14 protein-coding genes, 1 tRNA gene and 1 pseudogene are annotated in these 12820 nt (G+C 69.2%); 5 read left to right on the top strand and 11 right to left on the bottom strand.

Annotated elements, in window-relative coordinates:
- The first annotated feature begins 201 nt into the window (after window positions 1–201).
- Both IPI43_08220 and thrC read left to right on the top strand, forming a co-directional pair.
- Complete coding sequence (locus IPI43_08220) at window positions 202–1680, top strand: hypothetical protein (GenBank protein ID MBK7774112.1); 1479 nt, start codon at window positions 202–204, stop codon at window positions 1678–1680.
- Window positions 1681–1740: 60 nt separating this feature from the next.
- Window positions 1741–3069 carry a threonine synthase gene (thrC, locus tag IPI43_08215; GenBank protein ID MBK7774111.1) on the top strand — a complete coding sequence of 443 codons (1329 nt, stop codon included), beginning with the start codon at window positions 1741–1743 and terminating at the stop codon, window positions 3067–3069.
- 46 nt (window positions 3070–3115) lie between these two features.
- Here the strand turns inward: thrC and IPI43_08210 are convergent, their stop codons facing one another.
- The 7 genes from IPI43_08210 to surE form a co-directional block, all read right to left on the bottom strand.
- Window positions 3116–3388: a hypothetical protein gene (locus IPI43_08210; protein ID MBK7774110.1), complete on the bottom strand. Its 273-nt coding sequence runs from the start codon at window positions 3386–3388 to the stop codon at window positions 3116–3118.
- Window positions 3385–3831 carry an SsrA-binding protein SmpB gene (gene smpB / locus IPI43_08205; GenBank protein MBK7774109.1) on the bottom strand — a complete coding sequence of 149 codons (447 nt, stop codon included), beginning with the start codon at window positions 3829–3831 and terminating at the stop codon, window positions 3385–3387. Before smpB ends, IPI43_08210 begins: the two co-directional genes overlap by 4 nt.
- Window positions 3832–3875: 44 nt before the next feature.
- On the bottom strand, window positions 3876–4793 hold the full coding sequence (locus IPI43_08200) for a hypothetical protein (GenBank protein MBK7774108.1): 918 nt from the start codon (window positions 4791–4793) through the stop codon (window positions 3876–3878).
- Window positions 4780–5775, bottom strand: a complete 996-nt coding sequence (locus IPI43_08195; protein MBK7774107.1) for an MBL fold metallo-hydrolase — start codon at window positions 5773–5775, stop codon at window positions 4780–4782. Before IPI43_08195 ends, IPI43_08200 begins: the two co-directional genes overlap by 14 nt.
- Window positions 5776–5851: 76 nt before the next feature.
- Complete coding sequence (locus tag IPI43_08190) at window positions 5852–7672, bottom strand: acyl-CoA dehydrogenase C-terminal domain-containing protein (GenBank protein ID MBK7774106.1); 1821 nt, start codon at window positions 7670–7672, stop codon at window positions 5852–5854.
- 128 nt (window positions 7673–7800) lie between these two features.
- A complete protein-coding gene (locus IPI43_08185; protein MBK7774105.1) occupies window positions 7801–8346 on the bottom strand; it encodes an adenine phosphoribosyltransferase in 546 nt (181 codons plus the stop codon).
- A complete protein-coding gene (gene surE / locus IPI43_08180; GenBank protein ID MBK7774104.1) occupies window positions 8343–9143 on the bottom strand; it encodes a 5'/3'-nucleotidase SurE in 801 nt (266 codons plus the stop codon). Before surE ends, IPI43_08185 begins: the two co-directional genes overlap by 4 nt.
- 130 nt (window positions 9144–9273) lie before the next feature.
- Between surE and IPI43_08175 the strand changes: the two are divergent.
- From IPI43_08175 to IPI43_08165, 3 genes and pseudogenes are all read left to right on the top strand, one after another.
- Window positions 9274–9519: pseudogene (locus IPI43_08175) on the top strand (winged helix-turn-helix transcriptional regulator).
- A gap of 530 nt (window positions 9520–10049) precedes the next feature.
- On the top strand, window positions 10050–10739 hold the full coding sequence (locus IPI43_08170) for a hypothetical protein (protein ID MBK7774103.1): 690 nt from the start codon (window positions 10050–10052) through the stop codon (window positions 10737–10739).
- A gap of 122 nt (window positions 10740–10861) precedes the next feature.
- Complete coding sequence (locus tag IPI43_08165) at window positions 10862–11200, top strand: SCP2 sterol-binding domain-containing protein (GenBank protein MBK7774102.1); 339 nt, start codon at window positions 10862–10864, stop codon at window positions 11198–11200.
- Window positions 11201–11218: 18 nt separating this feature from the next.
- On the opposite strand, the gene IPI43_08160 is transcribed toward IPI43_08165, so the two are convergent.
- From IPI43_08160 to IPI43_08145, 4 genes are all read right to left on the bottom strand, one after another.
- Window positions 11219–11692, bottom strand: a complete 474-nt coding sequence (locus IPI43_08160) for a hypothetical protein (GenBank protein MBK7774101.1) — start codon at window positions 11690–11692, stop codon at window positions 11219–11221.
- 95 nt (window positions 11693–11787) lie between these two features.
- A tRNA-Pro gene (locus tag IPI43_08155) sits at window positions 11788–11861 on the bottom strand.
- An 89-nt stretch (window positions 11862–11950) separates the two neighbouring features.
- Complete coding sequence (locus IPI43_08150) at window positions 11951–12343, bottom strand: MerR family transcriptional regulator (GenBank protein ID MBK7774100.1); 393 nt, start codon at window positions 12341–12343, stop codon at window positions 11951–11953.
- A 69-nt stretch (window positions 12344–12412) separates the two neighbouring features.
- A complete protein-coding gene (locus IPI43_08145; protein MBK7774099.1) occupies window positions 12413–12763 on the bottom strand; it encodes an integration host factor subunit alpha in 351 nt (116 codons plus the stop codon).
- Between the last annotated feature and the right edge of the window lie 57 nt (window positions 12764–12820).

Here is a 12820-nt window from a genome sequence, read left to right as displayed (position 1 = left end):
GCGAAGGATGCTAGAGAGAGCGCGCCCTGTGAGTGGGCGGCGCGGAGACGTGGCGTGAGTCGAGGACAATGCGGACATGAGGAACACAACGCGCCGTGGCACCATTCATGAACTTCGAGGACCGGCGCTCTATGCCCGAAGCTCGCGGGAACCCTTGAACCGACCTCATGGCTCCGTCAACCCCTGTCCCCCGCTCGCCCCATGAATGACCCCTCTCGGGGTAGCGTCGAACAGCCCGTGCGCGCGCGCCGCCTCACCCCATACGCCCTCCCCCTGGCGCTCGCGATCTCGCTCGGCCTGCATGCCGGCATGGCGTTGACCGTCGCGGAGATGTCCACCGTGCCCGAGCTGGACTTCGAGTTCGGCATGCCCGACCAGGTGGAGTTCGGCATGACCGAGGCCATGGAGGCCGTGATGGTCAACGCGCCCCCCATCCAAGAAGCGCTGGACGAGAGCGCTGCCGGCGACGAGGGCGACGGCGAGGGCGACGGGCCGGGTGCGCACGCGACCGAAGACGCGGGCGTCATGGCCATGGACGCGGGCGTCATGGCGGGCATCGACGGTGGCATGGACGACGCGGCGGTGAACGACGCCGGCGGGCTCGGCAGCGACGGCCTCGATGGCGGAGTGCCGCTCCAGGTGGCGGACGCGGGCCCGGACGCCAGCACGGATGCCGGCCCGAACGTGTCGCGTCTGCCCGTGGCCAGCGCCACGGTGCATGGCCCGGCGCGCATCCCGGCCGGTGCTCAGCTGGCCCTGCGCCTCGACATGGGGCGCCTGCGGCAGTCCGTGGTGGCCAACGAGGTGCGCGCGCTGATCGCGGCGGTCCCGGACTGGCAGGAGCTGCTCGGCGGCTCGGGCATCGACCCGCTCAACGACCTCGAGCGCGTGCTGATCGCCACTCCCAACCGGCTTCGCAGCCGCATCCTGGTGGCTGGACGGCACGTGCACGACGAGTCCTTCACGCGCGCCGCCGTGGACCGCATGGCCGACGCGCGCGGCACGCAAGCCACGTGGGCCACGCAAGACGGAGTGCAGGTCGCCCCCTGGGCCAACGAGGGGAACACGCCACGCGTGCTGGCCATGCTCAGCCCGCAGCACTTCACCATCTCGCGCTCGGAAGATCTCGCGGTGGCGCTCGCCATGACGGAGGCGCGCGCCGCCCGGGGCGGGGAGGCCGAGGGGCTCGAAGAAGCCGTCGGTCCCGACGTGCTCCTCTCGATGGGCCCCAACGAAGGGCTCAGCCTCGAGATCGAGGGCGTGCACGCGTTCCTCATGTCGGCCGGCAATCCGGACGTGATCCCTCTCCGTGCGCGCCTGGCCATTCGGGAGGTGGGTCCGCGCATCGTGGCCATCGACGGGGTGGCCGTGTTCCCCAGCGAGCAGTTGGCCGCGGACGCCATCGCCTACTGGACCGCCCAACGAGACGGAGCCGTGCAGAGCTTTGCCGTGCGTATGGTGCTCGGCAACCGGGTGAGCGTCCTGCAGAGCTTCACGTTCGTCCCGCAGGGGGAGCGCGTGGAGATCCGCGGCCGGGCCACCGCCGACGACGTCCGCTATGGGCTCGACCTGGCGCGCCGGCAGTTCGAGGCGTGGGCCCGCGAGGCCGAGCGTCGCCGCGCCGCCGCTGCCGGAGGGGGCAGCACGACGGGCACCCCCGCCGCCACGCCGGCGCCCTAAGTCCGCTGCTGCACTGCTTGCGCTGGCCACACCCCCGCGACCCGATATACTCGCGCCATCATGTCCTATAGCGCGTCCTTCCGCTGCACCGCGGGCTGTCCCGGCAGCTGGCCCCTCGACACCGTCATCTACCAGTGCCCGGCATGCGGTGAGCTCCTCGAGGTGGCGCACGACATGGCGGCGCTCAAGGAGAAGACCGCCGACGAGTGGAAGGGCATCTTCGACAAGCGCTGGATGACGCGCCAGTGGCCCTACGGCAGCGGCGTGTGGGGCAAGAAGGAGTGGGTGCAGCCGCACGTGCGCCCCGAGAACGTGGTGAGCACCGCGGAGGGCGGCAGCAACCTCTTCTGGGCGGAGCGCTACGGCAAGAGCCTCGGCTTGGACGAGCTGTGGATCAAGAACTGCGGCAACTCGCACACCGGGTCGTTCAAGGACCTCGGCATGACCGTGCTGGTCAGCACCGTGAAGCAGATGATCGCGGACGGGAAGCCCATCAAGGCCATCGCGTGCGCCTCCACGGGCGACACCAGCGCCGCGCTCGCGGCCTACTGCGCCAGCGCCGGCATCCCCAGCGTGGTGCTGCTGCCCAAGGGCAAGATCAGCACCGCCCAGCTGGTGCAGCCGCTCGCCAACGGCGCCAAGGTCTGCGCGCTCGACACGGACTTCGACGGCTGCATGGCCATCGTGCAGAAGCTCGCCCTCGAAGAAGGTGTGTACCTCGCCAACTCCATGAACTCGCTGCGGCTCGAGGGCCAGAAGACGGTCGCCATCGAGATCGCCCAGCAGTTCGACTGGGACCTGCCGGACTGGGTCATCATCCCCGGCGGCAACCTGGGCAACGTGGCCGCGCTCGGCGCCGGCTTCGACATGCTGTTCGAGTTGGGCCTCGTCAAGCGTCGCCCGCGCCTCATGCTTGCGCAGGCGGAGCAGGCCAACCCGCTCTACCGCGCCTACAAGGCGGGCTACGAGAACTTCGAGGCCATCACCGCCGGCGCCACCGAGGCCAGCGCCATCCGCATCGGCAACCCGGTCAGCGTGCGGCGCGCCATCCGCACCTTGAAGAAGTTCGACGGCATCGTGGAGCAGGCGTCCGAGGCCGAGCTGGCTGAGGCCTCGGCTGCGGCCGACCGCAGCGGCCTCTACACCTGCCCACACACGGGCGTGGCGCTCGCTGCCCTCGAGAAGCAGGTCGCGGCGGGCAACATCCAGCCGGGCCAGCGCATCGTGGTGGTCTCCACCGCCAACGGGCTCAAGTTCACGCAGTTCAAGATTCGTTACCACGAGGGGCGCATCGAGGGCGTGACCAGCAAGCACCCCAACACGCCCATCGACCTGCCGAACGACTTCGAGGCCGTGAAGCGCGAGGTCCTGAGCGGCTTCGATCTCTGACCGGCGCCCTCCCCGGAGGGCACTAGGGGTTCAGCCTCGCTGAGCCTCAGGCGTCGCGCAGCGCATCGAGCGCCACGCGTGTGGTCTTGGGCAGCGTGACGGGCCGCAGGCGCATGGTGAACAGGCCGTCGTCCCCCAGCTTGCTGCCCAGCGACTTGCCCTCGAACGGCAGCGGGGTGGGCAGCGAGATCAAGACGCGCACAGGCGTGCCCGGCGCAAAAGGCATGGGCACACGCACCAGCAGGAATGCACCGTCCCAGCCCTCCAGCACGCCCTCTTCGCCACCACGCAAGGTCAGCGGGATGGGGAACGCGCTCATCGGCGCCTCGCGGCGTCGCGGGCCTCGCTGAGCTCCGCCTTGGCCTTGAGCGCCTCGCGCTCGTCGCCCTTCTTCTTGCCGCGCCCCAGGCCCAGCTGGCACTTGGCCACGCCTCCCTTGAAGTACACCTGCAGGGGGACCAGCGTGTAGCCCTTGGTGGTGAGCTTGCCGCGCCACTTCTCGATCTCGGCGTGGTGCGCCAGCAGCTTGCGAACGCGCTTGGTGGCGTGTCCCGAGTAGCCGCTCTGCTCATAGGGAGCGATGTGCATCTTGTGCAGGAACAGCTCGTCGTTCTCGATCACCGCGTAGGCGCCGTCGAGGTCGGCCTTGCGGTTGCGCAGGCTCTTCACCTCGCTGCCCACCAGGATCATCCCGACCTCGAGCTTCTCCTCGATCTCGTAGGTCTGCGCCGCCTTGGGGTTGCGGCAGACCAGCAACTCCATGCCGCTGACGCCCTTTTCGACACGCTTCTTGGCCACGCCCGGGTCTACTCCGTTTCGTCCTGGGCTGCACGCCCACCGGGTGCCTCGGCCAGCGCGCGGATCAGCTCGCGACCCGCGGCCAGCGCGTCCACATGCGCGCCCTCGGACTCTTCGTCCAGCGCCAGGATGGCGCGCTCCGCGTCGCCCCACTCGAAGAAGCGCAGCACGCCCAGCTCCACCGCCAGGCGGGAGATGGTGTCGGCCTCACGCGCGCGCCGAGCATCCATGAGGCGCTCGAGACGCACACTGCGCTCGCCCGCGAAGTAGCGCGCCGCCTCGGGGCCCATGGGCACGTAGCGGCCCTCGAAGCCGGTGAAGGGCACGGCCACACTGGCGGGCACATTGAGGGGTGGGATGAGGTAACGCCCCACCACGAGCAGCTCGGCGCGGGCGTCGCCGGCCACGTCCTCGGCCCGCTCCGCGCAGGCGTGTTCCTGCACGGGGCTCGTGTCCACGAAGACCTCGCTCACCTGGCCGTGCTCGTCCACGCGCACCACCGCGATGCACTCGCCCATGCGCGTGCGGTCCACCACCGCGATCAGCAGCTCGATGGCGCCGTCACCGTCCAGGTCCCCCCCCGAGAGCGGCGCCGGCAGCCCACGCACGCGCTCCCGCGTGGGGAAGCCTCGGTCCGGCACGTCGATGCCCAGCGCCACGCCCACGTGCGTCACCACCCGCAGCGCGCTCTGCCCCTCGGGGCCAACGGCGTCCAGCATGGCCACCCTGTCCGCGTTCACCAGACGACGCACGCGGTAGCCGTCGTCCTCGAAGGCACGCGCCAGGTGGGCAGCCTCCTCGCGCGGGTCCACGCCCACGCGCAGGTAGTCCGCCGGGTCGCGCGGCGGCACCGGCTCCACGCAGCCAGCCGCCATCAGCGCCCCGAGCAGCACCGACCCGGAGAGCGTCTGGCTACGCCACGGCATCCACGCCGAGCTCCGCCACGCCGCGCGGGAGGCCCACGGCGTCACCGTGCGGGAGCATGCGGAAGCGCGACTCGGGCACACGCTGCGCGCGCAGGGCCGCGGTGAGCTCGCGCTCGGGCTGGCCTTGCTCGTCGTCGGCCAGCGCGAAGCTGCCGTAGTGCACTGCCACCGACGTGACGGCGCCCAAGTCCAAGTGCGCCTGAACCGCCTGGGCCGGGTCCATGTGCACCGGCGACATGAACCAGCGCGGCTCGAACGCGCCGATGGGAAGCAGCGCCACACGGGGGCTGCCGAGCCGCTCGCGGATGTCGCGGAAGTGTGTGCAGTAGCCCGAGTCTCCGGCGTAGTAGATGCCTCCGGCCGGTGCGTGCACGTAGAGACCGCCCCACAGCCGGCGGTCCAGGTCGAACGGCGAGCGCCCCGAGAAGTGCTTGGCCGGCGTGAACACCACCACCACCCCGGGCGCCACCTCCACCGAGTCCCACCAGTCCAGCTCGTGCACGTTGCCGATGCCGTTGCGCGCGAGCACCTCGCCCACCCGCAACCCCGTGACGATCTGCGGCGCCGAGTGCGCCTGCAAGCGCTTCAACGTGCGCACGCACAGGTGGTCGTAGTGGTCGTGGCTCAGCAGCACCACGTCGATGGGCGGCAGGTCCTCGAAGCGGATGCCGGGCGCGCGAAAGCGCTTGGGCCCCATGAACCGGAACGGGCTGCAGCGCGGCTCCCAGATGGGGTCCGTCAGCATGTTGAGCCCGTCGTGCTGAATGAGCGCGGTGGCGTGGCCCACCCACGTGACCCGCACCTCACGCCCGTGAACGCGCTGCGCCGGCGCGGGCCCCGGCTCGCTGACGATGGGCGTGACCTTGGGGCGCTTGCGCGTGACGAACCACTTGATGGCGTCGGCGCTGCTGCTGTGGCGCCTGCCCTTCACGTCCGTGTTCAGGAAGCGGCGACCGTCGAAGTGATCAGAGCCCTGCACCATCCGCCCATCATGCTCGGAGCGGCGGATAGCGCAAGGCCCTGTTCACGGGGCGCGGCGGCGTGGACGGACGCCCGGTTCAGCGCTCGGAGAACGCCTCGATGGGCATCTGCATGGTGCTCTTGATGGGCGACAAGATGGACCCGGCGTGCGCCTTGCTGCGCGGCAGGACGCGGTCGAAGTAGAACTCGCCGGTCTGGATCTTGGCCCGGTAGAACTCGGGCGTCTCCACGCCATCGCCGCTCGCGAGCTTGGCAAAGGCTGCGGCCACCATCTTGGCCCAGAAGAACGCCATCATCGCGTAGCCGGAGTACATCAGGAAGTCCACGGCGTTGGCGGCCACCACGTCGCGGTCCTTGCGAGCGCCCAGCGCGAGCCGAACGGTGAGGTAGTTCCACTGCGCGCACACCTTGCCCAGCGACACGATGAACGGCCGCATCTTCGGGTTCGTGGCGTGCTCGCCGCAGAACTTCATGATCTCGCCGGTGTACTCGGCGATGGCCTTGCCCTTGCTGGCGATGAGCACCTTGCGGCCCAGGAGGTCCAGCGCCTGGATGCCCGTGGTGCCCTCGTAGAGCGTGGCGATCTTCGTGTCGCGCACGATCTGCTCCATGCCGTGCTCACCGATGTAGCCGTGCCCGCCGAAGACCTGCACGCCCATGTTGGTGCACTCGTAGCCCAGCTCCGTGAGGAAGCCCTTGAGGATGGGCGTGTAGAAGCCCAGCCGCTCGTCCCACAGCTCGCGCTCCTTGTCGTTGCCCTGCTCCACGGCCACCGTCATGAAGTCGGCCATCTTGGCGGCGTGATAGAGCATGGCGCGGCCACCCTCGGACACGGCCTTCATGGTCAGCAGCATGCGCCGTACGTCGGCGTGGTGGTGGATGGCGTCGGCCACCTTGTCGGGCTCCTTCTTGCCCGACAGCGCGCGCATGGAGCGGCGGTCCTTCGAGTACGCCAGCGCGCCCTGATACGACAGCTCGGTGGCGCACACGCCCTGTAGGGCCGTGCCGATGCGCGCCGTGTTCATGAACGTGAACATGCACTCGAGGCCCTTGTTCTCGGGCCCCAGCATGAACGCGCGCGAGCCCTCGAACTCGATGGTGCAGGTGGCCGAGGCCTTGATGCCCATCTTGTGCTCGATGCCGCTGCACACCACGTTGTTGAAGTCGCCCTTCCCGCCGTCCGCGCTGGGCAGGAACTTGGGGATGATGAACAGCGAGATGCCGCGCGTGCCCGCGGGCGCGCCCGGGATGCGCGCCAGCACCACGTGCACGATGTTCTCGCAGAGGTCGTGGTCACCGGCCGAGATGAAGATCTTGGTGCCGGTCACATCGTAGCTGCCGTCGCCGCGCGGCACGGCCTTGCTGCTCACCTGGCCGAGGTCGGTGCCGCACTGCGGCTCGGTCAGGCACATGGTGCCCATCCAGCGCCCCTCGGTGAGCGGCGGCATGTACGCCATGCGCTGCTCCTCGGTGCCGTGCAGCATGATGGTGTTCATCGCGCCCAGGCTCAGGCCTGGGTACATATTGAACGCCCAGTTGGCGGTGCCCATCATCTCGGCCTTGAAGACGCCGAGCGACATGGGCATGCCCTGGCCGCCGTAGATCTCGGGGTGTGAGAGCCCCTGCCAGCCGCCCTCCACGAACTGGTCGTAGGCCGCCTTGTAGCCCTTCGGCGTGGTGACCACGCCGTTCTCGAGCTTGCAGCCCTCCTTGTCGCCAGACTGATAGAGCGGCGCGAGCACGCCTTCGCAGAACGCGGCGCAGTGTTCGAGGATGCTGTCGACCACGTCGGGGGTGGCCTCTTTCCCGTTCGGCAGCTGGGCGTAGTGGCCGGGGTAGTCGAGGACGTCGTTGATGAGAAAGCGCGTGTCCCGAAGCGGGGCTTTGTACTGCGGCATGTGGGGGTCTCCAAGTAAGCGCGGGCGTGCCCGTCGCGTCTCGTGTCGTCCACCGAGAGAGTGGCGCCCTCTCTCTACCACATGGTCAGAGTTTGTCTACCGAACGGTCAGGGTCGTGCGAAAACCCTTCACGTGTACGTCAGAATCGCTCGCACGGGCGCATCCAGCTTGGCCGCGCCGCCCAGGAACGCCAGGTCGATGACCACCGCGAAGCCCACCACCTGGCCCCCTGCCTTGCGCACCAGCTCGGCCGTGGCCGCCGCCGTGCCGCCCGTGGCGAGCAGGTCGTCCACGATCACCACGCGGGCGCCCGGGCGCAGCGCGTCCCGGTGGATCTCGAGCGAGTCGCTGCCGTACTCGAGCTCGTAGGACACCGAGAGCGTCTCGGCCGGCAGCTTCCCGGGCTTGCGCACGGGCACGAAGCCCAGGCTGAGCTGGGTGGCCAGCGCCACGCCGAACAAGAAGCCGCGCGCCTCCACGCCCACGATGGTGTCGGGTGCCAGGTCGGCCACGGACTCGCGCATGAGGGTAGTGCACGCGTGGAAACCCTCCGCGCTGGCGAGCAGCGGGGTGATGTCCTTGAAGAGGATGCCGGGCTTCGGGAAATCCGGCACCTCGCGGATGAGCCCTGCCACGAGAGCGATGCGTTGGTCCGGCTGGTCTTGCTGACTCATGAGTGATCCTCCGAGGGCCCCGCCACGAAGGCGGCGAGCCCGAGCTGAGTGGTGTCGGTGACGCGCAGCGAGAGCGGCGAGACGCTGACGAAGCCGCCGTCCACCGCCTCGGTGTCGGAGCCAGGCATCTCGGGGTGGTGCACGCCGCCGGCGCCGCCGATCCAGAAGTAGGGGCGCCCGCGCGGGTCGTCGCGCAGGTCCACGCCCTCGGCGTAGTGCCGCTGCCCGAGCGACGCCGCCACGATGCCACGCGGCTCCGGGCGGTCCGGGAAGTTCACGTTGATGAGCGGCGCGTTGCCCTCGGCGTCGGTGGACACGCGGCCGTGCAGCGACGCCAGCATGCGCTCACACAGCTGCGTAGCCACCTCGGCCATGGCCTCCATGTTGCCGTGATGCAGGTTGGAGAACGCGATGGCTGGGATGCCGCGCAGCGCCGCCTCGCGCGCCGCCGCCACGGTGCCGGAGTAGTGCACGTCGGTGCCCAAGTTGGCCCCGTGGTTGATGCCGCTCACCACCAGGTCCGGCTTGCGAGGCAGCAGCGACTCCATGAAGAGCGCCACGTACACGCAGTCGGCGGGTGTGCCGTCCACGGCGTGCACGCGGGGCTCCACCGTGCGGAAGCGCAGCGGTACGTGCAGCGAGATGGAGTGGCTCTTCGCGCTCTGCTCGTACTCCGGCGCCACGGTGTACACCTCGGCGATGCGGGCCAGGGCACGGCGCAGCGCCACGTTCCCGAGCGCGTTCACGCCGTCGTCGTTCGAGACCAGGATCAGGGGGCGGTCGGTGTCGCGCGTCATCGTGGGGGGCCCGCGGGCAGACACGCGGAGAGCCGTGAGCGTACGGCTATCTCCCGTGATTGCCAGCGTGGCGAAGTTCTCCATTGACCCTGACAGGCGAGTCGCGTAAATTGGTCGGACCATTCAACCAATGCCATCTTCTGCCCACGACACCCCGTTCGACACCCTGACGCAGGCTTCCGCTGTGGACCTGTGCGCCGAGCAGCTGCGCGGGCGCATCTTGAATGGGGCCCTCACCGTGGGGGCGCGCCTGCCGCCAGAGCGCGACCTCGCCGCCCAGTTCGGCGTCAACCGGGTCACGGTGCGCAGTGCGCTCGCGCAGCTCCGCTCGGAGGGGCTCTTGTCGGTGCGCCAGGGGCGCGGCTACGAGGTGCAAGACTTCCAGCGCGAGTCGGGGCCCACGCTGCTGCCCAGCGTGCTGTCCGTGGCGCGTGGGCGCTCCCGCACCGAGCTGGCGGGCTGGGTCACGGACATGCTGGCCGCCCGGCGCCACCTGGCGCGGGCCGTGCTGCTCGAGATCGCGGCGCGCCGCCCGGACGTCAGCCCCGTTTCGGTTGCCCTAGACGCCTTCGCAGAGGCCGTGCAGGCGGGCAACTCGGACCCGCACACGCTCTCGGCGTTGGACATGGACGTGGTGCGCGCGCTGCTGGACGCCGCGGGCAACCGCGTGCTGCGGCTGGCCTTCAACCCCGTGCTGGATGCACTCGCCGCGCTGCCGGAGCTCGAGCAGCAGCTCTACGCAGCCCCCGAGACCAACGTGGTGGGCTACGGCCTGCTGCGCGCATGGCTCGCGGCGCCATCGCCGAGCGCGATCGAGCCGCTGCTGGATGCGCTCGCGCAGCGTGACCGCGCCAACGTCGCGCGCCTCGTGGCGCGGCCCGCCCCTCTCTCCCTGGAGATTGCCCCATGAACCTCGACCGCACCCTGCTCTACCCCATCTTGTTTCGCCCCGACGTCGTGGAAGAGCGGCTGGACCAGATTCGCCGCGCTGGCTTGGTGACGGATGTCCCCAACGCTTGGCAGATCTCGCTGGGAGTGCTGCGCATGTGGCACCGCGTGGTGTTCCGGCCCGAGAGCATCGGCACCAGCGCCACGCACCCCGTGCGGCCCAGCCTGCGCGCCCGGTTGCTCGAGTCGCGGCCGCTGCGCTTCCCGTTCTTGCTGCGCGAGAAGGCGGTCGCGCCGCTGGACTTCTCGGGGTTGCTGAGCTCGCCCGAGCGTGTGATCTGCCACCTGCTCGGGGCGCACCATGACGGCGTGCAGTTCGTCTACGACCTACAGATGTTGTCGGTGCACCCGGGCAAGCTCGAGGAGGCACTGCGGCGCGCGCGCGACGTGGTGGACGGCAGGGACCCGCGCGCCGAGTGGATGCGCGACCTCACCGTGTACGAGGGCTACCACGAGAACCTGCTCACGGCGCTCGAGCGTGCCGTGCAGGGAGACTTCCCGATGCCCGCCCATCAGGTGAGCGACCCGGACATCTCGTTCCTGGCGTACCTCGAGTGGTGTGCGCGCCAGCCAAAGACACCCGCCGAGACGGCGCGGGCGCTGGCCGCGGGGCACTACAGCGTGGCGCAGGGGGCGCTGGCCGCATGAGACAGGGTCTGCGGGCGGCTCGCGCAAAATAGAACAGGTTTCACTTTGGGCTGGCGAGCCTCAGGTCTACGCTGTATATCTTCGGTCTCCGTACACCTCAGTACCCCCTTTGGAGGCTGGCAATGAATAAGGTTTCGAGCATCAGTGAGTACTTCGAGCGCCTCGGCGAGCGCTTCATTTCCAGCGAAGCCAAGGGCGTGAGCTGCGTCATCCAGTACGACTTCTCGGGCGACAACTCCGGTCAGTTCCACTTCTCGGTGGAGGACGGCGTGCTCGGTCCCGTGACCGCCGGCGAGCACCCGAACCCCTCCGTGACCATCACCATGAAGGGCGAGCACTTCCTTCAGATGGGCAACGGCGAGCTGGACGGCGCCAAGGCGTACATGACGCGCAAGATGAAGGTGAAGGGCAAGATCCCGCTCGCGCAGAAGATGAAGAAGTTCCTCCCGCCCGCCGAGTGAGGACCTGAACCCGAGCGCTCAGATCTTGTTGGCCAAGAGGTCGGCAGTCAGGCGCTCGGGGGTGAAGCCAGAGGGGATGAGCAGGTTGGCCTCCTTGGCCCAGCGGTAGGCTGCGGCCACGGCCTGCTCGGTGGTGTCGAAGACCTCCTCCCGCGTGGGAGGCGTGGACATCCAGAACACCGCCCGCAGGACGCCGCGCACCACTGGCGACGGCATGATGTTGGCCACCCCCAAGCAGCGCGCTTGGATGAGCTTCCAGTTGTCGTCCTGCCACTGCGCGAGGCGCTTGCGCTGCAGCGCGGTGACCTGCTGGTTGTGCGTGCGGAAGTCGCGGATGGTGACGAACTGCGGCCCACGTGAGAGCGCGACTTCGTTCACCGCGAGCACGTCTTCTATCTCGGAGAGGTCATGGCCGTTCTCGATGACGTTCACGACGACTGGCCAATAGTCCAGCGTGGTGCGGGCGCGCGGTCGTCCAGACTCGTTGGCCATCCACGCCCACGATACCGCGAAGTCTCCCCGAGGTGGTCGCTGACTTCCGACACAAAGGCGAAAGCCCGCAGCACGAGTGCTTGCGGGCTTTCTAGTCGGGGCGACTGGATTCGAACCAGCGACCCCTACACCCCCAGTATAGTGCGCTACCAAGCTGCGCTACGCCCCGACAACGGCGTTCTGGATGGTGGGGTGAGGGACGCGGAAGATACTGCAAGCCGCTGGATTGGCAATGCCTTTTTCCACTAAACGTCGCGCTCATGCGCGCGTGCGCGTGGGCTGACGGAGCCGCGCCATCGCAGGCACCACGGCCTCCACCCGCACCTCGGTGTCGGGCACCGGCGGCGGCGGCGCGATGAGTCGGTCGAGGCGTGCGAGCGCCTTCACGAGGTCCGCCCGCAGGCCCAGCAGCTCGGCGCGGAGAGCCACCTCACGACGGGGCGCGGGCGTCGCGCGGTCCTCCAGCTCGGCGAGGCGCAGCTTGGCGCCGGCCACCGTGTAGCCCTCGTCGTGCAGCAAGCGGCGAATCTGCATCGCCATGTCCACGTCGGCGCGCGTGAAGTGCCGATGGGCGCCGCGGGTCTTCTTGGGTCGCAGCTGGTCGAACTCGCCCTCCCAGTAGCGCAGCACGTGCGTCTTCACGCCGACCATCTCCGCGACCTCTCCAATCTTGAAGAAGAGGCGATCAGGCAGACTGGGGCGCCGCCGCACCACGCGTCATCAGCCCTGCTCGGCGTCGCCGGCGCGGTCGTCGTCTTCGTCCTGGTCGTCCAGATCGCTCGACGCTTCACGGTGCGGGTTGAGGGCGGTCTTCAAGACCTGGCTCGGCTTGAACGTCAGCACGCTGCGCGCGCTGATCGGGATGGGCTCGCCGGTCTGCGGGTTGCGCCCCCAGCGCTGGCTCTTGTCGCGCACGACGAAGTTCCCGAAGCCGGAGATCTTGATCTTCTCCCCCTCGGCGAGCACCTCTTTCATGGTGTCGAACATCGCCTCCACGACCTCGGCGGCTTCTTTCTTCGAGAACCCGCCGACCTTCTCGTACACGGCGTCGATGATTTCAGCTTTCGTCACCAGGAACCTCGCGGAGTCGGCTAGAGCGCCAGAAGGACACGAGAAAACCACAGGAAC

Source organism: Sandaracinaceae bacterium (genome assembly GCA_016706685.1).
Taxonomy (GTDB): domain Bacteria; phylum Myxococcota_A; class Polyangia; order Polyangiales; family Houyiibacteriaceae; genus JADJJE01.
Note: the sequence above shows the minus strand (reverse complement) of the source record. Positions and strands in the feature narration are given on the sequence as shown.

Bases quoted from the DNA above. Each gene is read 5' to 3' on its own strand.
- IPI43_08220 (MBK7774112.1), top strand. From the start codon at position 202: ATGAATGACCCCTCTCGGGGTAGCGTCGAACAGCCCGTGCGCGCGCGC.
- thrC (MBK7774111.1), top strand. From the start codon at position 1,741: ATGTCCTATAGCGCGTCCTTCCGCTGCACCGCGGGCTGTCCCGGCAGC.
- IPI43_08210 (MBK7774110.1), bottom strand. From the start codon at position 3,388: ATGAGCGCGTTCCCCATCCCGCTGACCTTGCGTGGTGGCGAAGAGGGC.
- smpB (MBK7774109.1), bottom strand. From the start codon at position 3,831: ATGGAGTTGCTGGTCTGCCGCAACCCCAAGGCGGCGCAGACCTACGAG.
- IPI43_08200 (MBK7774108.1), bottom strand. From the start codon at position 4,793: ATGCCGTGGCGTAGCCAGACGCTCTCCGGGTCGGTGCTGCTCGGGGCG.
- IPI43_08195 (MBK7774107.1), bottom strand. From the start codon at position 5,775: ATGGTGCAGGGCTCTGATCACTTCGACGGTCGCCGCTTCCTGAACACG.
- IPI43_08190 (MBK7774106.1), bottom strand. From the start codon at position 7,672: ATGCCGCAGTACAAAGCCCCGCTTCGGGACACGCGCTTTCTCATCAAC.
- IPI43_08185 (MBK7774105.1), bottom strand. From the start codon at position 8,346: ATGAGTCAGCAAGACCAGCCGGACCAACGCATCGCTCTCGTGGCAGGG.
- surE (MBK7774104.1), bottom strand. From the start codon at position 9,143: ATGACGCGCGACACCGACCGCCCCCTGATCCTGGTCTCGAACGACGAC.
- IPI43_08170 (MBK7774103.1), top strand. From the start codon at position 10,050: ATGAACCTCGACCGCACCCTGCTCTACCCCATCTTGTTTCGCCCCGAC.
- IPI43_08165 (MBK7774102.1), top strand. From the start codon at position 10,862: ATGAATAAGGTTTCGAGCATCAGTGAGTACTTCGAGCGCCTCGGCGAG.
- IPI43_08160 (MBK7774101.1), bottom strand. From the start codon at position 11,692: ATGGCCAACGAGTCTGGACGACCGCGCGCCCGCACCACGCTGGACTAT.
- IPI43_08150 (MBK7774100.1), bottom strand. From the start codon at position 12,343: ATGGTCGGCGTGAAGACGCACGTGCTGCGCTACTGGGAGGGCGAGTTC.